Genomic DNA, 17311 nt, shown 5'->3' on the forward strand with positions numbered 1-17311 from the left:
TTTAATGGCAGTTTTTTTGTCTGTATAAGCTAATTAAAAATATACAAGGATGATGGGTTATTAGTACCAATAAAGGAGCCACTATGGCACGACAAGGAAAGTTTATTATTAATGATGCTGATTTTTCTCCACTAATTATTTATGGTACAGGAACTTTCCTGGCTTATTCAGGTAAAGATAAATACCGTAACCGTAGCGGGTGTGGTGGTATACCAAATCTGGGGCCAATTCCAGCAGGCCGTTATCACATCGTGAACCGCCCTTCTGGTGGCTGGAAAGATGTTATTCGCAATATAGGTAAATATGCATGGACCTGGGTTACTCCTACACCCATCATAAAAGCCGAGTGGTTCGCTCTATACCGTGATGATAATAGAATCGACGATCGCACATGGATTAACGGTGTAGAACGTGGCCATTTCCGGTGGCATCCACCTGGTCCTTTGGGTGTCTCGTTGGGCTGCATAACATTGCAACATCGCTCGGATTTCCTTGCTATTCGCCAGTCCTTACTTGCAACCCAGAGTGTACGTTTGCGTAATGGTCTTGAGTCTTACGGTATTATTGAGGTGAGTTTAAATGGAAGCGCGACATGTGCCAGCGGGGATTAGAATATTTATCGGAATCGGCATTTTTGTTCTGGTCATTTTTCTCCTCCACCCATCTTCCCCGGTGGGATTGACGGGGTATGTTTTCTGGAGCAAAACAGCGGGCTACTTCAATAACCCGGATATCGAAGGTTTTACAGGAGTTTCGCTTTTGATTATATGCCCTTGTATTACGCTGATTATTTACCGGATTACTATTAACCTGATCAAGCGCCATTTAAGCGCCTCTGTATAGCAGAAAAGTGTGCCAGAAACGGCGCGCCTGTAATCTCTGTTCCGTTCATCTTTATACTGAATATTTCTGGTAAAGGGACCATTAGTCCAAACGTAAAAAAGGCCGCGTAAGCGGCCTTTGTGCACACTGGTGTTTAGCGGGTTTCGCGTACGGCCAGGCGAGGCTGCGTTCTGCGGCCTAACATTCCCAGCCAGCCTGCGATGGCGGCTTCAACCAGCAGTATAATCAGTGTTACCCAGCTGGCTTTTGCAGTTGCAGCAGCGGCTTTGTCTCCGGCTTCACGTGCTTTCTGTGCCGCCTCGGTTTTCAGCTGCTGATATTTCTGGTAAGCCTGCTGATAGCTCTGCTGAGTCTGAGCAACGATCTGATCGACTTCCTGATCGCTTTTACCCGTGCGGGCCTTGATGATGTTTTTCAGCGCGTCAACGTCTGCTGCCTGCAGAGTTGCCTGATTACGCTGCATGACGCCTTTAAACCAGTTTGCTAAATCAGTATCTGCGTTCTGCTGATCTTTAGCGGTATTTTCAGCCTGGTTCTGGGCGTTATTTTTTTCTTTGTTGGCATCCTGCTGCAGTTTTTCCGGCTGCAGTTCTGGCTTACCGGTCTGACGCAGGGTAGTTTCCAGCTCGTTCTGCACGTTGTTCAGATCGATATTGTTTTCCTGCAGCTTCTGCTTGATGTTCTGACCAACAGTAGGCGCAATGGAGGAGATGCCGTTACCCAGCATGCTGAAGCCTGAGCCAATCACGCTGGCCGTACCGCTAACCGCGCTGCTCAGTACTACCACCACCAGCCAGACGCACACCAGCGTATTGACTGCCCACATCAGCAGACCGTGTAGCGCGCCTTCACGCTGCGCCAGACGACCGGTGATATAAGCACCGGCACCCACAGAGATCAGCATGCTTAACCCGGTCCAGATAGTGGCACCAGTGCCCAGACCATCAAGAGGGTTCTGTTCTTTTAAAGGATCGATCGTGGTTGCGCCTATTGCCGTTCCTAAAATCGTTAGCAGCAAATAAATAACCACGGATAAAATGACACCTGCGAAAATAGCGCTCCATGAAATACGCTTTAGCGGAATACCGCTATTAACCTCATTGTAAACCGGATGAATTTGATTATCGCTCATGAGAGAACTCCCTTGCCTGATATAGGTGTGTTTCCTGATTACATTATTATCGAAAAGACTCAATTTCTTGCCAAGGTAAGCCTGGCACCGGAAGCGGGATTCTACCAGGAATTATTTTTTACATTTAAAATCAATATGTTGAGGTGTTTGATTCGGGTGGAAGCTTAATGGGAGAAGAAAAGAAGGATAACGGCAATAGTAAAAATATGGTTATTTTTGCCTGCAAAGAAGAGGCGAGCTTATATTGCTATAGCATAAGGCGGCTCTTGCAAGCCGCCTTAATTTAACGTGGCCGTCAGGCGTCAGCCTGCTGTGCCTGAATAGCGGTCAGCGCAATGGTATAAACGATATCGTCGACCAGCGCGCCGCGCGACAAATCGTTAACCGGCTTGCGCATACCCTGTAGCATTGGCCCGATTGAAATAAGATCGGCGGAACGCTGTACGGCCTTATAGGTTGTGTTGCCCGTATTGAGATCCGGGAAAATAAAGACGGTAGCGCGTCCTGCTACAGGCGAATTCGGCGCCTTAGATTTTGCCACATCGGCCATTATCGCGGCGTCGTACTGCAGCGGCCCGTCAATCACCAGATCGGGACGTTTCTCCTGCGCGATACGCGTTGCCTCACGCACTTTTTCCACATCGCTGCCGGCGCCCGAGTTGCCGGTAGAGTAGGAGATCATCGCCACGCGCGGCTCGATGCCGAAGGCCGTAGCGGAATCTGCCGACTGAATGGCAATCTCTGCCAGCTGTTCCGGGTTGGGATCCGGGTTAATGGCGCAGTCGCCATAAACCAGCACCTGTTCCGGCAGCAGCATAAAGAAGATGGAGGAAACCAGCGAGCTGTTGGGCGCGGTTTTAATCAGCTGCAGCGGCGGACGGATGGTATTGGCCGTGGTGTGAACCGCGCCGGAAACCAGGCCGTCTACTTCGCTACGTTCCAGCATCATGGTGCCGAGCATGACGTTATCTTCCAGCTGCTCCTGCGCCACAACCTCGGTCATACCTTTGTTCTTACGCAGTTCTACCAGGCGCGGGACGTAGTTTTCACGCACCTGCTGAGGATCGACAATTTCAATACCTTTGCCAAGCGTCACGCCCTGTGCGGCAGCCACGCGCTGGATTTCGTCCGGATTACCCAGCAGTATGCAGGTCGCAATGCCGCGTTCAGCGCAGATAGCCGCGGCTTTTACCGTACGCGGCTCGTCGCCTTCCGGCAGTACGATACGCTTGCCCGCCTGGCGTGCCAGCTCGGTAAGCTGATAGCGGAAGGCTGGCGGCGACAGACGACGGCTGCGTTCGGAAGCGGCGGTCAGCGACTCAATCCATTCGGAGTCAATATGGCTGGCCACGTATTCCTGCACGCGCTCAATACGCTGGGTATCATCGCTCGGCACTTCCAGATTAAAGCTTTGCAGGCTCAGCGACGTCTGCCAGGTATTGGTTTTCACCATAAATACCGGCAGGCCAGTAGCGAAGGCACGCTCGCACAGGTGGGCAATGGAATCATCCATCTTATAGCCACCGGTCAACAGAATTGCACCGATTTCCACGCCGTTCATTGCCGCCAGGCAGGCGGCCACTACCACATCAGGACGGTCTGCCGAGGTCACCAGCAGCGAGCCGGGGCGGAAATGCTCCAGCATGTGCGGCAGGCTGCGCGCGCAGAAGGTAACCGATTTTATACGGCGCGTATCAATATCACCCTGGTTAATTACCTGTGCATTAAGGTGACGACACATGTCGATAGCACGCGTGGCGATCAGCTCAAAGCTCCACGGCACGCAGCCCAGTATCGGCAGCGGGCTATTGGCAAACAGCTGCTTAGGATCGATGTTGGCTACGCTGGCTTTGGTTGAGTCGTCAAAAATTTCGGACAGATCGGGACGAGTACGGCCCTGTTCGTCAACGGGCGCGTTCAGCTTGTTAACAATCACGCCGGTGATGTTTTTATTTTTGCTGCCGCCAAAGCTGTTGCGGGTCAGCTTAATGCGTTCCTGCAGCTCTTCCGGGGAATCATTGCCTGGCGACATCACGAAAATGATTTCCGCGTTCAGCGTTTTGGCAATCTCATAGTTCAGCGTAGGGGCAAACTGATGCTTGCGCGTAGGCACCAGACCTTCGACTAATACGACTTCGGCATCTTTAGCGCTTTCATGGTAGCGCGCGATGATCTCTTCCATCAGCACGTCCTGCTGGCTGGCGCTCAGCAGGGATTCGACGTGGCTCATTTGCAGCGGTTCTGCTGCCGGAATAGCAGAATTTTTGCGGATGATTAAGGTTGTCTGGTCAAGTGAATCGCCGCCGGTGCGAGGCTGGGCGATAGGTTTGAACACGCTCAGCCGTACGCCTTTGCGCTCCATCGCGCGGATAACGCCAAGGCTGATGCTGGTAAGACCGACGCTGGTGCCGGTAGGAATTAACATGATGGTACGTGACACGGTAAACCTCTCGAAATCACACCCCTGGCAGCGGCGCTGACGCGTTGAGAGCTGGCTTAATCTGCCGTTAGCGCTACTGCCATGCGGGTTTCCTGGTGTCTGAAACAACACCGCCAGCCTGAGCTGACGGTGTGCGGGATTAAGCGGTCAGACGGCTGGCGTCCTGGGCAATCACCAACTCTTCATTGGTTGGAATAACGATTGCCGGGCGCGTGCCTTCTTTATTAATAAAACCGGCTTTGCCAAAGCGAGCAGCAAGGTTGCGTTCGTGATCGACTTCAAAGCCAAGCAGTGCCAGCTTATTCAGCGTCAGCTCGCGCACCATCGCGGCGTTTTCGCCGATGCCGCCGGTAAAGATCACGGCGTCCAGGCGGCCATCCATCAGCGCGGTATAGGAACCGATATATTTGGCAAGGCGGTGACAGTATACGTCCATCGCGCGCTTTGCATCTTCCTTGGTGGCGTAGTTATCTTCCACGTAGCGGCAGTCGCTGGTCACGCCGGTCAGGCCCAGCAGGCCAGACTCTTTGGTCAGCATCTTGTTAATGGCGTCCACGCTCATGCCCAGCGTATCGTGCAGGAAGAAAACAATCGCCGGATCGATATCGCCCGAGCGGGTGCCCATCACTAAACCTTCCAGCGGCGTCAGGCCCATAGAGGTATCAACGCACTCGCCGTTGCGAATGGCGCTGACGGAGCCGCCGTTACCCAGGTGACAGGTAATGATATTCAGCTCGTTCAGCGGCTTATTCAATACTTTTGCCGCCTGATGCGTCACATAATAGTGGCTGGTGCCGTGCGCGCCGTAGCGGCGTACGCCGTGCTCTTTATAAAGATGGTAAGGCAGGGCATACAGATAGGACTCTTCAGGCATGCTCTGATGAAACGCCGTATCAAACACGGCCACGTTTTTATCAGAAAGATGCGGAAAATTCTTCATGGCTTCATCAATGCCGATCAGGTGCGCCGGATTGTGCAGTGGGGCAAAAGATGAAGCATCTTTAATGCCCTGAATAACATCCTGATCGATAACGATTGACTGGGTCAGTTTCTCACCGCCGTGCACAATACGATGACCTATTGCAGTAATTTGTGCGGACAGCTCTGGTTTTTGTGCCAGAATAGTTTTAACGATAAAGTTAAGAGCCTCGCTGTGAGCTGCGCCAGCGCCTAATTCGGCTTCCTCTTTATTGCCGTCCAGTTTCCATTTAATGCGCGCTTCGGGTAGATGGAAACATTCAGCTAAACCGGAAAGGTATTCATCGCCGCTTGCGGGATTGAGAATGGCAAATTTTAACGACGAGCTACCGCAATTCAAAACCAGAACTAACTTACTCGACATGGGAGATCCTGTTGGTTGAGGGTGGCGAAAAAAAACTCAATCAGACTATCAGCGTAGCGCATGAAAGCTGGTACATTAATGATGAACATCATGCTGACGGCACATTTTGTCCGAAAGCAAAAAATTTCATAAAAATCCCAAGATTTTTTGAACTTGTGCAGGCGGCAGCGTTCAGATCTGTCTAAAGGCGCAGCAAGCACGTAACAGCCAGTCAACAATCGCGCACAGGATAACCAGAGTGCCCTGTAAAGACAAAATTTTTTGAAAGATGTCAGATAAAGTTGTTGGGTTGTGCATTATGTTTAATTTTTATCCCTGAAGTTGAGGTCAACCATGGCAAATGAATCCGGCACTGTCGGTTGGTTTAAACTGTTCCAGAACGGGCAGCACTATATGAAAACGTGGCCAGCCGATAAGCGCCTTGCACCGCTGTTCCCGGAGAACAGGGTCACAACGGCGACGCGCTTTGGCATTCGTTTTATGCCGCCGCTGGCCGTCTTTGCCATGAGCTGGCAAATTGCGCTTGGTGGCCAGCTGGGGCCCGCCGTGGCAACCGCGCTGTTTGCCTGTAGCCTGCCGATGCAGGGACTGTGGTGGCTGGGCAAGCGTTCCGTGACGCCGCTGCCGCCTACGTTGCTGAGCTGGTTCCATGAAGTGCGCGAAAAGCTACAGGCCGCAGGCCAGGCGCTGGCACCGCTCGAAGGTAAGCCGACCTACCAGTCGCTGGCCGACGTGCTGAAACGGGCCTTCAGGCAGCTGGACAAAACGTTTCTCGACGACCTTTAACGTAGCGCCATTCGCCACTTCGGTGGCGAAATTTGGTCTGGGTCAAAAAAGCCGCTGTTTGCCGTGTCGACAGGCGGCGGTTGTGCAATCCTTGCGCCATCCTAATCTCATTTTGTCCAGCGGACACCGGGAGTTAATGATGGAAATGACCCACGCGCAACGTTTAATCCTCTCTAATCAGTATAAGCTCATGAGCCTGCTCGATCCTGACAGCAGCGAGCGCTATCACCGTTTGCAAACTATTGTCGAACGCGGCTACGGACTACAGCTCCGCGAGCTGGACCGCGAGTTCGGCGAGCTTCCCGAAACGGTTTGCCGCACCATTATTGATATCATGGAGATGCATCACGCCCTCCACGTGTCCTGGACAAATCTGAAAGGTCCCTCATCTGTTGAAGAGCGCCGCCTGCTGTTTTTAGGCTTTGATGCCGCAACTGAAGCGCGCTACCTTGGCTATGTGCGGTTTATGGTACAGATTGAAGGCCGCTATACTCAGTTTGATGCAGGCAGTCACGGCTTTAACGCCCAGACGCCAATGTGGGAAAAGTATCAACGTATGCTGGCTGTATGGCACACTTGCCCCAGACAGTACCACCTGAGTGCGAATGAAATCGCGCAAATCATCAACGCCTGAGAAGGAAAAAGTAGTGAAGTGTAAAGGTTTTCTGTTTGATTTGGACGGCACGCTGGTGGATTCACTACCGGTGGTCGAACGCGCCTGGACAAACTGGGCATCGCAGCACGATATCGCAGCCGATGACGTGCTGAACTTCATCCACGGCAAGCAGGCTATCACCTCACTGCGGCACTTTATGGCCGGGGCCTCTGAAGAGACCATCCAGCAAGAGTTTCTGGCGCTGGAGAAAACGGAAGCCGAAGACACCGAAGGCGTGGTGGCTTTACCTGGCGCGGTACAGCTGCTCGCCACGCTGAACGAGCTGCATATCCCCTGGGCGATTGTCACTTCGGGTTCCGTTCCCGTTGCTTCTGCGCGACGTAAGGCGGCAGGCCTGCCAGAGCCAGAGGTGTTTGTCACCGCTGAACGAGTGCAGAACGGCAAACCGGCACCGGATGCCTATCTGCTCGGCGCGCAGCTGCTGGAGCTGGAGCCGGAAGAGTGCGTGGTGGTGGAAGATGCCGCGGCGGGTATTCTCTCCGGCCTGGCCGCCGGTAGCCACGTCATTGCCGTCAATGCGCCAGCCGGGTCGCCGCGTCTGGAGGATGTGGATATGCTGCTTACCTCGCTGGAAGAGCTGATTATCAACAAAAACGGTGATGGCACCATCGACGTTCACCGAAAGCACTAAGATATGATTTAGCCCCGCATCCGCGGGGCTTTTTTATGGCATTCTGCGGAAAATTTTTCTCACAGGCAGGAAGCAAAAGTGAATGCGGATCTGATCCGGGTGCTTATTTTGCTGGCGATAGCAATTGTCCTCTTCGTCAGCGGCAAAATACGTATGGACGTCGTGGCGCTGCTGGTTATCGTCGCTTTCGTGCTGAGCGGCACGCTGAGCCTGCAGGAAGCCACGCTGGGGTTTAGCGACGCCAACGTTATCCTTATTGCCGCCTTATTTGTGATTGGCGAAGGGCTGGTGCGTACCGGTGTCGCGTTAAGAATGGGCGAGTGGCTGATGAAAATGGCGGGCAGCAGCGAAACCAAAATGCTGACGCTGCTGATGCTTACCGTCGCTGGCCTCGGTGCCTTTATGAGCTCGACGGGCGTGGTCGCCATCTTTATTCCCATCGTGCTTAGCGTCTCGGCAAAGATGAACCGCTCGCCCGGCAGGCTGATGATGCCGCTGAGTTTTGCCGGGCTGATCAGCGGAATGATGACGCTGGTCGCCACGCCGCCCAACCTGGTCGTGAACAGCGAGCTGGTCCGCGAAGGGCTGGCGGGTTTTAGCTTTTTCGACGTAACGCCCGTTGGCCTGGTTGCGCTGGTATTGGGCATCGGCTATATGCTGCTGGCCCGTCTCTGGTTAGGGAAGGGAGAACCGGCAGGCAAGAAAGGCCAGGAAAGAACCTTCCGCGACCTCATCCGCGACTACAGATTAAGCGGCAGAGCGCGTCGCCTTGCCGTTCATCCCGAATCGCCTTTAATTGGCAAGCCGCTCGACGATCTGCAACTGCGTGAACGCTATGGCGTTAACGTTGTTGGGCTGGAGCGCTGGCGCAAATTCCGGCGGATTATGGTGCCGGTAACGGGCGCAACGCAGTTTCGCGCGCGCGACGTACTGCTGATTGATATGTCCGCCGCCGATGTTGATATTCGTGAATTCTGTAGCGAGCACCGGCTTGAGCCGATGATCCTGAGGGGAGAATATTTTTCCGATCGCGCGCAGGATGTCGGCATGGCGGAAGTGCTGATTTTCCCGGACTCGGCGCTACAGGGAAAAACGCTGCGGGAAAGTTCATTTCGCTCTCGTTATGGCGTTAGCGTCATCGGGATCCGGCGGCGTGGGGAGGTCATGGAGGGCGCGCTGAGCGATCTGCCGCTGGAGCTGGGCGACTGCCTGCTGGTCATCGGCGACTGGAAAAAAATCACTCGGCTTCAGCAGCAGAAGCGCGACGTGCTGCTGTTAAGCCTGCCGGCGGAGGTTAAAGAGGTAGCGCCGGCCAGCAGTCAGGCACCGCACGCTATTTTTTGCCTGGCGCTGATGGTTGCCATGATGCTGACCAATGAGATCCCCAATCCCGTTGCCGCGCTGATTGCCTGCCTGCTGATGGGTAAATTTCGCTGTATCGATATGGAAAGCGCCTATCGGGCCATCCACTGGCCAAGCCTGATCCTGATCGTCGGCATGATGCCTTTTGCGCTGGCGCTGCAAAAAACCGGCGGTATCGCGCTGATTGTGGATGGGCTAATGGATCTGGCTGGCGGCTATACGCCGCGCGTAATGTTACTTTGCCTGTTTATTCTGTGCGCCACCATCGGGCTTTTTATCTCCAATACCGCAACAGCGGTACTGATGGCACCGGTTGGCGTAGCGGCCGCGCATCAGATGGGCGTTTCGCCTTATCCGTTCGCGATGATCGTAGCGGTAGCCGCTTCTGCCGCCTTTATGACGCCGGTTTCCAGCCCGGTCAACACGCTGGTGCTGGGGCCAGGCGGCTATCGCTTTAGCGACTTTGTAAAAACGGGCGTGCCTTTTACTTTGCTGATTATGGTGGTGAGCGTGCTGCTGGTGCCGCTACTGTTCCCGTTTTAAAGCTGGCCTACAGCGATTCCTGGCTGATTTCATCCAGCGACAGGCTGAAGCTGGGGACAAACACCTCGACAAAATAGTCCATTTCCGGGCTGTGGCGCTCGGTAAGCGTTTTTTCCAGGCGCGCCTTAGCCAGCTGAAACTCATGGTTTCCGGCAGAGAGTTCTTCCAGGCATTTCAGATAGGCGCACAGCGCGTCGGCCTGCTTGACGATGGCGTTTTCCTCTTCGCTACGCTGTTGTTCATCCAGCAGCGGCTGCCAGGCGTTGCGCAGCTCCTCGGGCAGCATATCAACCAGCTTTAGCTGGGCGATTTTTTCAATCTTTTTATACTCGCTGGCAATCTGGGCGTTGTAGTACTTAACCGGCGTGGGCAAATCGCCCGTCAGCACCTCGCTGGCGTCATGGTACATGGCCATCAGCGCAATGCGTTCGGCATTGAGATTGCTGTTAAACTTTTGATTTTTGATCACGGCAAGCGCGTGGGCAACCATAGCAACCTGCAGGCTGTGTTCGGATACGTTTTCCGTACGCACATTGCGCATCAGCGGCCAGCGATTAATCAGTTTCAGGCGGGAAAGGTGAGCGAAAAAATGACTTTGGTTCATAAAACGGTTTCCTGTGCTTGACGGCCAGAGGCGGGCTCTGGCGTCACAGTATAGCCGTTTCAGCAGCGGGAATGCAGCGGATATCCTCAGACGCCTGCCCGCCGCTCAAAGCGTTGAACGCTACTGGCGATAGCCTTCCAGGAAGCGGCCAAATTTACCGATAGCCATTTCCAGATCGTTGACGTGCGGCAGGGTGACAATACGGACGTGATCCGGCCACGGCCAGTTGAAAGCGCTGCCTTGCACCAGCAGAACTTTTTCCTGCAGCAGAAAATCCAGCACCATTTTCTGGTCGTCATGCAAATTGAATTTTTTCGCGTCAATCTTAGGGAACATATAGAGCGCGCCGTCCGGCTTCACGCAGCTGACGCCCGGAATATCATTGATCAGTTCCCAGGCGCGCTGGCGCTGCTCATACAGCCGACCACCGGGCACGATAAATTCGCTGATGCTTTGATAACCGCCAAGCGCGGTTTGAATCGCGTGCTGGGCCGGAACGTTGGCACACAGGCGCATCGAAGCCAGCATTTCCAGACCTTCAATATAGCCTTTGGCATGTTTTTTCGGCCCGTTCAGTACCATCCAGCCCTGACGGAAACCCGCCACGCGATAGGTTTTGGACAAACCGTTAAAGGTAATCGTCAATAAATCCGGTGCCAGCGCGGCAATGGAATGGTGCTGGGCGGCGTCATACAAAATTTTGTCGTAAATTTCGTCAGCAAAAATAATCAGGTTATGCTGGCGGGCCAGTTCCACAACTTCCAGCAGCAGCTCCTTGCTGTACACCGCGCCGGTTGGGTTGTTAGGGTTAATTATCACTATCCCGCGCGTGCGCGGCGTGATTTTGCTGCGGATGTCGTCAAGATCGGGGAACCAGCCCGCCGACTCATCGCAAAGATAGTGCACCGCTTTTCCGCTGGACAGGGAAACCGCAGCCGTCCACAGGGGATAATCGGGTGCCGGAACCAGCATCTCATCACCGCTGTTGAGCAACGCCTGCATTGACTGAACAATCAGTTCAGACACGCCGTTACCGATATAGACATCTTCAACGGTGACTTCACGCAGGCCGCGTGCCTGATAGTGCTGCACGATAGCTTTACGTGCCGAATAGAGTCCTTTTGAATCACAGTAACCCTGCGCGCTCGGCAGGTTACGGATTACATCGACCAGGATTTCGTCAGGCGCTTCAAAACCAAAAGGGGCGGGATTGCCAATATTAAGCTTGAGGACTTTGTTGCCTTCTTCTTCAAGGCGTTTGGCTTCTTTTAGTACCGGGCCACGGATGTCATAACAGACGTTATCGAGCTTGCTGGATTTATCAATTGGGGTCATTTCATTCGCCTTTGGCTTAGCCGCATTCCTGCCGTGGAAAAGTAAACCCGCACAATGTACTCCTCTCGCTGACGCTTTTGAAGTGGGGCGGCCGGCTTTGGCGTAACAGGAGCGCGTTTCTTGAGAGCGGTTTTGCAAACGCCATCGAAAAAACACACGCAGCAAAAATGGCTTAAACGGTAAAGGTTTAACAAAATTCACGCCTGAAGCAGGCAAAAAAATGCAAAAAGATGCGTCAGGACGCAAGTAAGAGGAGTTTTTTTGTCATTTTTAGGTAAAATAAAGTGCATTGATGCGATGTGTAACTATAAAGCATTTCTTAACTTTTAGTGTATAATCTACTCAGGTGCCAGATAAGCAATTGCAAAGCAGAAAAGTGCAAATCTACGTAAGGCGCTGGCTTGCATGCTGACATATTGTTACCAATTGATAAATTTTTATGCTCTGAGGGAGGGGTGAGACGCCATTCTCAATAAAAACTTATTTTACTGATAAGAATAATCGGATTTGGGCTTAAAAAGTAATCGACAGTATGTCAGGATAATAGTGGAGATACCGCGTGCTTCACGCGCGGGTTTCCAGCGAGGCGGTAAATGTAGCTTATCGTCCTTAATGTTAAGTTTTTTTTATTATTATTCCGCTGTAACTACAGCTTGATGGTCGTTCAACTTTCAATGGCAGTTCTACATTGACAGCATCGTCGCTGAGCACGTAATGGTGGCCGACGAAGTAAATGGGTTTAAGCGTTGTTGTTCCTTTACCGGTCAACTGCGCGCAGTAGTGATGTACAGACGCACCGCCCGTCAGCGACTTTGTTGCGGCATTAGTCGGGCATATTGGGTCGCTGGGGTTAGCGCGTCTGCGAGTACGGTAATGGCGAACGGCAACGTTCGTAGTATTACATGATTATTACCTCTGTATCTTACTGATAGAGAAGGTAATAACACCAGGGTAGCAGTATATTAAAAATCTTATAAAGTGAATAAAACATGACCAGTGCAAATCGTCCAATCCTCAATCTCGATCTGGATCTGCTGAGAACCTTTGTGGCTGTCGCCGATCTTAACACCTTCGCGGCAGCTGCCGCGGCGGTATGCCGTACGCAGTCTGCCGTCAGCCAGCAGATGCAGCGTCTGGAACAGCTGGTAGGTAAAGAGCTGTTTGCTCGCCACGGCCGTAACAAGCTGTTAACCGAGCACGGCATTCAGCTGCTGGGTTACGCGCGCAAAATCCTGCGTTTTAACGATGAAGCCTGTACTTCTCTGATGTACAGCAATATTCAGGGTGTGCTCACCATCGGCGCTTCTGACGATACTTCAGACACCATTCTGCCTTTCCTGCTGAACCGGGTAACTTCGGTTTATCCAAAACTGGCAATTGATGTCCGCGTTAAGCGTAATCCTTTTATGATGGAAATGCTGAATCAGGGTGAAGTTGATCTGGTGGTCACCACCTCCAGTCCAATGAACTTTACCTGGCAGGTACTGCGTACTTCGCCAACGCTGTGGTATTGCGCGGCAGATTACGTTTTCCAGCGTGGAGAAGCTATCCCTCTGGTTTTACTGGATGAACCAAGCCCGTACCGCGATATGGCCATCGATCACCTCAACGAGGCGGGCATTCCATGGCGCATCTCTTACGTGGCATCCACGCTGGCGGCAGTTCGCGCTGCCGTTAAAGCGGGTCTGGGCGTTACCGCGCGTCCGGTAGAGATGATGAGTCCGGAGCTGCGCGTAATGGGCGCAGCCGAAGGTCTGCCGGTGCTGCCTGATACGGAATACCTGCTGTGCCGTAATCCGGAAAGCGATAACGAACTGGCTCTGGCCATTTTCAACGCGATGGAATCCAGTAACGATCCGTACAGCCTGGCAGCCAGCGCACAGGATAGCTCTGTTTTCGCTGACGAAGATGAGTAATTATTTATTTTAATTTAGATAAATAATATCAAATAGTTACGTTAGAAACGTGGATGAAACACACCTTCTGAGGGTTTTAATCTTCAGAAGGTTTTTTTATGGGCTTTTTTTGCCGTCACAACCCGCATTTTTACCTCTGATTACTTTTCAACTGCTGTAAAAAACAGCATGGCGTTTTCTTGCTCATCAACAATACTCTTTTGGCAACGAGCTAATCAGCGTTGAATTGATTTTGCTCAGTTCTGGTCGCTTACTTTTTTCTCTAAAAATACCAAACCTTGTTCTGGATCAAAAAAATAACCCTTGTAAGGGGAGGGAAAAGGACCTGATTCCTGAGAGAATAGGCACCGTTAAATCCGTGATCCATACAGGGAAATACCCGCTACACTGTAGATGACGAAGCTCACTGACACGATTTAGCGCAATTTTTGCGCATCAAATGTTAAATAAATGCTACTTATGTAAAATAACCTGTGGATACTTTTATCAAAGTTGACAAAAGGTTATATAAAGGAGTAAAAAACCCCATAAAATTGCTGCTTAATCTATAAAGACAGCATCGTTTATCTGGTTTTTTATTTTTTCCCTTGAATCGAGGCATCAGTCAACTGCCACTCAACAGAGCAGCATGTCTGACGCCCCTTTATTGAGTTAAGCAGAGTGTATGTCAACAACCACTGAAGTCGTCGCTCATCACTGGGCATTTGCTGTATTTCTGGTCGTTTCTATCGGTCTGTGCTGCGCAATGTTGGCCGGGGCATGGTTTCTGGGCGGAAAAGCTCGCGGAAGGTATACAAATACACCTTTTGAATCGGGTGCCGCGCCTGTCGGTACAGCTAAACTGCGCATGTCCGCTAAGTTTTATCTTGTCGCCATGTTCTTCGTTATTTTTGACGTAGAAGCCCTCTATCTGTACGCATGGTCGACCGCCATCCGCGAAAGCGGCTGGATCGGCTTTATCGAAGCCACCATTTTCATTTTGGTACTGCTTGCTGGTCTGGTTTATCTGGTGCGGATCCGCGCGCTGGACTGGGCGCCTGCACCTCGTCGTGTTGTCGCTAAATCAACCACCGTTTCGCATTCCAATCGTCATACGCAGTAAAGCGAGGCAAAACAATGGACTATACGCTAACCCGCGCAGATCCGAACGGCGACAACGACCGTTATCCGCTGCAGAAACAGGAGATCGTCACCGATCCGCTGGAGAAGCACGTTCATCAAAGCGTCTATATGGGCAAGCTCGAACATGCACTGCATGACATGGTGAACTGGGGGCGAAAAAACTCCCTGTGGCCATTTAACTTCGGGCTGTCATGTTGTTACGTAGAAATGACCACTTCTTTCACCTCCGTGCACGACGTTGCGCGCTTTGGGTCGGAAGTTATTCGCGCCTCGCCTCGTCAGGCAGACTTTATGGTGGTGGCCGGTACGCCTTTCACCAAAATGGCCCCGGTTATTCAGCGCCTGTACGATCAGATGCTGGAGCCAAAATGGGTGATTTCCATGGGTGCCTGTGCTAACTCCGGCGGCATGTATGACATCTATTCGGTGGTGCAGGGCGTCGATAAGTTTTTACCTGTTGACGTTTACATTCCCGGCTGCCCGCCGCGTCCCGAAGCCTATATGCAGGCACTGCTGCTGCTGCAGGAATCCATCGGCAAAGAGCGTCGTCCGCTCTCGTGGGTGGTCGGTGACCAGGGGGTTTATCGTGCCAATATGCAATCCGAGCGTGAAAGAAAGCAGGGTGAGCGTATCGCGGTAACTAACCTGCGTACCCCGGACGAAATTTAAGAGTTAATGGACAAGGCCCGATTAGCACGCAGATAACAATAATACGCGCGCGGCCTGTTCTGACGCCAATACTGAGTGCCTGCATGCGGGCCCACATGGTGAACGACCTATGACAGATTTAACCACGCAAGATCTCGCTCAGCCAGCATGGCAAACCCGGGATCACCTGGATGACCCGGTGATCGGCGAGTTGCGTAACCGTTTTGGGCCAGATGCCTTTACCGTTCAGCCTACCCGTACCGGTATTCCGGTGGTGTGGATCAAGCGTGAACAGCTACTGGAAGTCACAGAGTTTCTGCGTAAGCTGCCGAAACCCTATGTAATGTTGTATGACCTGCACGGCATGGACGAGCGTCTGCGCACGCATCGCGATGGCCTGCCTGCGGCAGATTTTTCCGTGTTCTACCACCTGCTCTCCATTGAACGTAATCGCGATATTATGCTCAAGGTGGCGCTGTCTGAAAAAGATCTGCATCTGCCAACCATTACCAAAATTTTCGCCAATGCCAACTGGTACGAGCGCGAAACCTGGGAGATGTTCGGCATTACCTTTGATGGCCATCCACACTTGACGCGCATCATGATGCCGCAGACCTGGGAAGGGCATCCGCTGCGCAAAGATTATCCGGCCCGCGCTACCGAATTCGATCCTTTTGAGCTGACTAAGCAAAAAGAAGATCTGGAAATGGAGGCGATGACCTTCAAGCCGGAAGAGTGGGGCATGAAGCGCGGCACGGCCAACGAGGACTTTATGTTCCTCAACCTTGGCCCTAACCATCCTTCCGCACACGGCGCGTTCCGTATCATCCTGCAGCTGGACGGCGAAGAAATCGTCGACTGCGTGCCGGATATCGGCTACCACCATCGCGGTGCGGAAAAGATGGGCGAGCGCCAGTCCTGGCACAGCTATATTCCCTACACTGACCGTATTGAATACCTGGGCGGCTGCGTCAATGAAATGCCTTACGTGCTGGCGGTAGAAAAGCTGGCCGGCATTAAAGTACCGGAACGCGTGGATGTGATCCGCGTGATGCTGTCAGAGCTGTTCCGTATTAACAGCCACCTTCTTTATATTTCTACTTTTATTCAGGACGTTGGAGCGATGTCTCCGGTGTTCTTTGCCTTTACCGACCGCCAGAAAATTTACGATGTCGTAGAAGCGATTACCGGTTTCCGTATGCATCCGGCCTGGTTCCGCATTGGCGGCGTGGCGCACGACCTGCCAAAAGGCTGGGACCGTCTGCTGCGTGAATTCCTCGACTGGATGCCGAAGCGTCTGAAAGCCTACGAGCAGACCGCGCTGAAAAACTCCGTTTTGATTGGCCGTTCCAAAGGCGTCTCCGCCTACAATATGGATGAGGCGCTGGCCTGGGGCACCACCGGTGCGGGCCTGCGCGCCACCGGTCTGGACTTCGACGTGCGTAAATGGCGTCCTTATTCCGGCTATGAGAATTTCGATTTTGAAGTGCCGATTGGTGATGGCATCAGCTGCGCCTATACCCGCGTCATGCTGAAAATGGAAGAGATGCGCCAGAGCATGCGCATCCTGGAACAGTGCCTGAAAAACATGCCGGAAGGGCCGTTTAAAGCCGATCATCCGCTGACCACGCCGCCGCCGAAAGAGCGCACGCTGCAGCACATTGAAACGCTGATTACGCACTTCCTGCAGGTTTCCTGGGGACCGGTGATGCCAGCCAACGAATCCTTCCAGATGATTGAAGCTACCAAAGGGATCAACAGCTACTATCTGACCAGTGACGGCAGCACCATGAGCTACCGCACCCGCGTGCGGACGCCAAGCTTCCCGCATCTGCAGCAGATCCCTTCCGTCATCAACGGCAGCCTGGTATCCGATCTGATCGTGTACCTCGGCAGTATCGATTTTGTTATGTCAGACGTGGACCGCTAAT

The 17311-nt window shown here is 52.7% G+C and carries 15 protein-coding genes; 10 read left to right on the forward strand and 5 right to left on the reverse strand.

Annotated elements, in window-relative coordinates; all coding sequences use genetic code 11:
* Nucleotides 1-83 precede the first annotated feature (83 nt).
* Complete coding sequence (locus ACMGGR_RS05745) at nt 84-611, forward strand: DUF2778 domain-containing protein (RefSeq protein ID WP_246757979.1); 528 nt, start codon at nt 84-86, stop codon at nt 609-611.
* The gene (locus ACMGGR_RS05750) at nt 580-843 is read left to right on the forward strand and encodes a hypothetical protein (RefSeq protein WP_414148368.1); all 264 of its coding nucleotides are present in this window, start codon (nt 580-582) and stop codon (nt 841-843) included. The genes ACMGGR_RS05745 and ACMGGR_RS05750 overlap by 32 nt, the downstream gene beginning before the upstream one ends.
* Before the next feature lie 133 nt (nt 844-976).
* Here the strand turns inward: ACMGGR_RS05750 and ACMGGR_RS05755 are convergent, their stop codons facing one another.
* The 3 genes from ACMGGR_RS05755 to ackA all read right to left on the reverse strand — a co-directional run bounded on the left by ACMGGR_RS05755 (nt 977) and on the right by ackA (nt 5757).
* A complete protein-coding gene (locus ACMGGR_RS05755) occupies nt 977-1975 on the reverse strand; it encodes a hypothetical protein (RefSeq protein ID WP_246757978.1) in 999 nt (332 codons plus the stop codon).
* A 295-nt stretch (nt 1976-2270) separates the two neighbouring features.
* Nucleotides 2271-4415, reverse strand: a complete 2145-nt coding sequence (pta, locus tag ACMGGR_RS05760) for a phosphate acetyltransferase (protein ID WP_246757977.1) — start codon at nt 4413-4415, stop codon at nt 2271-2273.
* A 139-nt stretch (nt 4416-4554) separates the two neighbouring features.
* The gene (ackA, locus tag ACMGGR_RS05765) at nt 4555-5757 is read right to left on the reverse strand and encodes an acetate kinase (protein WP_246757976.1); all 1203 of its coding nucleotides are present in this window, start codon (nt 5755-5757) and stop codon (nt 4555-4557) included.
* Nucleotides 5758-6090: 333 nt separating this feature from the next.
* On the opposite strand from ackA, the gene yfbV reads away from it, so the two are divergent.
* The 4 genes from yfbV (at nt 6091) to ACMGGR_RS05785 (ending at nt 9755) form a co-directional block, all read left to right on the forward strand.
* Complete coding sequence (gene yfbV, locus ACMGGR_RS05770) at nt 6091-6543, forward strand: terminus macrodomain insulation protein YfbV (protein ID WP_246757975.1); 453 nt, start codon at nt 6091-6093, stop codon at nt 6541-6543.
* A 139-nt stretch (nt 6544-6682) separates the two neighbouring features.
* Nucleotides 6683-7177: a YfbU family protein gene (locus ACMGGR_RS05775; protein ID WP_414148914.1), complete on the forward strand. Its 495-nt coding sequence runs from the start codon at nt 6683-6685 to the stop codon at nt 7175-7177.
* A 13-nt stretch (nt 7178-7190) separates the two neighbouring features.
* Entirely contained in the window at nt 7191-7850 is a 660-nt protein-coding gene (locus ACMGGR_RS05780; protein ID WP_246758081.1) for a sugar phosphatase, read from the forward strand.
* A gap of 78 nt (nt 7851-7928) precedes the next feature.
* On the forward strand, nt 7929-9755 hold the full coding sequence (locus ACMGGR_RS05785) for an SLC13 family permease (RefSeq protein WP_414148369.1): 1827 nt from the start codon (nt 7929-7931) through the stop codon (nt 9753-9755).
* Between the two features lie 7 nt (nt 9756-9762).
* Here ACMGGR_RS05785 and yfbR read toward each other — a convergent pair whose 3' ends face one another.
* A complete protein-coding gene (gene yfbR / locus ACMGGR_RS05790) occupies nt 9763-10359 on the reverse strand; it encodes a 5'-deoxynucleotidase (protein WP_414148370.1) in 597 nt (198 codons plus the stop codon).
* Nucleotides 10360-10479: 120 nt separating this feature from the next.
* On the reverse strand, nt 10480-11694 hold the full coding sequence (locus tag ACMGGR_RS05795) for a pyridoxal phosphate-dependent aminotransferase (RefSeq protein WP_246757971.1): 1215 nt from the start codon (nt 11692-11694) through the stop codon (nt 10480-10482).
* Nucleotides 11695-12683: 989 nt separating this feature from the next.
* Here ACMGGR_RS05795 and lrhA point away from each other — a divergent pair.
* From lrhA to nuoC, 4 genes are all read left to right on the forward strand, one after another.
* Nucleotides 12684-13610 carry a transcriptional regulator LrhA gene (gene lrhA, locus ACMGGR_RS05800; RefSeq protein ID WP_246757970.1) on the forward strand — a complete coding sequence of 309 codons (927 nt, stop codon included), beginning with the start codon at nt 12684-12686 and terminating at the stop codon, nt 13608-13610.
* A gap of 664 nt (nt 13611-14274) precedes the next feature.
* Nucleotides 14275-14712, forward strand: coding sequence for an NADH-quinone oxidoreductase subunit A (locus ACMGGR_RS05805; RefSeq protein ID WP_246757969.1), 438 nt, complete (start codon nt 14275-14277; stop codon nt 14710-14712).
* A 14-nt stretch (nt 14713-14726) separates the two neighbouring features.
* On the forward strand, nt 14727-15401 hold the full coding sequence (locus tag ACMGGR_RS05810; RefSeq protein ID WP_125288254.1) for a NuoB/complex I 20 kDa subunit family protein: 675 nt from the start codon (nt 14727-14729) through the stop codon (nt 15399-15401).
* 109 nt (nt 15402-15510) lie between these two features.
* Entirely contained in the window at nt 15511-17310 is a 1800-nt protein-coding gene (gene nuoC / locus ACMGGR_RS05815) for an NADH-quinone oxidoreductase subunit C/D (protein ID WP_246757968.1), read from the forward strand.
* The last annotated feature ends 1 nt before the right edge of the window (nt 17311 follow it).

This window comes from Erwinia sp. BNK-24-b, assembly GCF_047456155.1.
Classification (GTDB): domain Bacteria; phylum Pseudomonadota; class Gammaproteobacteria; order Enterobacterales; family Enterobacteriaceae; genus Erwinia; species Erwinia phyllosphaerae.

Excerpts from the sequence above, each read along its gene's own strand:
- ACMGGR_RS05745 (WP_246757979.1), top strand. The coding sequence starts at position 84 with ATGGCACGACAAGGAAAGTTTATTATTAATGATGCTGATTTTTCTCCA.
- ACMGGR_RS05750 (WP_414148368.1), top strand. The coding sequence starts at position 580 with ATGGAAGCGCGACATGTGCCAGCGGGGATTAGAATATTTATCGGAATC.
- ACMGGR_RS05755 (WP_246757978.1), bottom strand. The coding sequence starts at position 1,975 with ATGAGCGATAATCAAATTCATCCGGTTTACAATGAGGTTAATAGCGGT.
- ackA (WP_246757976.1), bottom strand. The coding sequence starts at position 5,757 with ATGTCGAGTAAGTTAGTTCTGGTTTTGAATTGCGGTAGCTCGTCGTTA.
- yfbV (WP_246757975.1), top strand. The coding sequence starts at position 6,091 with ATGGCAAATGAATCCGGCACTGTCGGTTGGTTTAAACTGTTCCAGAAC.
- ACMGGR_RS05775 (WP_414148914.1), top strand. The coding sequence starts at position 6,683 with ATGGAAATGACCCACGCGCAACGTTTAATCCTCTCTAATCAGTATAAG.
- yfbR (WP_414148370.1), bottom strand. The coding sequence starts at position 10,359 with ATGAACCAAAGTCATTTTTTCGCTCACCTTTCCCGCCTGAAACTGATT.
- ACMGGR_RS05795 (WP_246757971.1), bottom strand. The coding sequence starts at position 11,694 with ATGACCCCAATTGATAAATCCAGCAAGCTCGATAACGTCTGTTATGAC.
- lrhA (WP_246757970.1), top strand. The coding sequence starts at position 12,684 with ATGACCAGTGCAAATCGTCCAATCCTCAATCTCGATCTGGATCTGCTG.
- ACMGGR_RS05805 (WP_246757969.1), top strand. The coding sequence starts at position 14,275 with ATGTCAACAACCACTGAAGTCGTCGCTCATCACTGGGCATTTGCTGTA.
- ACMGGR_RS05810 (WP_125288254.1), top strand. The coding sequence starts at position 14,727 with ATGGACTATACGCTAACCCGCGCAGATCCGAACGGCGACAACGACCGT.
- nuoC (WP_246757968.1), top strand. The coding sequence starts at position 15,511 with ATGACAGATTTAACCACGCAAGATCTCGCTCAGCCAGCATGGCAAACC.